The 287-nt window shown below is 52.6% G+C and carries 1 protein-coding gene; it reads left to right on the top strand.

All coding sequences use genetic code 11. The features are described from left to right. Nucleotides 1-78: 78 nt before the first annotated feature. Nucleotides 79-287 (top strand): dihydrofolate reductase (locus tag ACYP03_RS25715; RefSeq protein ID WP_459782636.1); only part of this gene is annotated, 209 nt, incomplete at its 3' end.

Raw genomic sequence — 287 nt, forward strand, 5'->3', positions numbered from 1 at the left:
GGCGCTGGCCATAGGGCTGGCAATGCCCGGCTTAATGTTTTATCGTCGCCGACCAGTGATTTAAAAGGGAGTAGATGTGTGAAGATCAGTATGGTTGCCGCCATGGCAAAGGATCGTGTGATAGGCAAAGACAACACCATGCCCTGGCACTTACCGGCCGATTTTGCCTGGTTTAAAAAAGTCACCATGGGCAAGCCTGTTGTCATGGGACGCAAAACGTTTGAATCCATTGGCCGGCCTTTGCCGGGGCGCCACAATATCGTGATCAGCCGTAACCCGGACTTTAC

This window comes from Photobacterium sp. R1, from assembly GCF_054600795.1.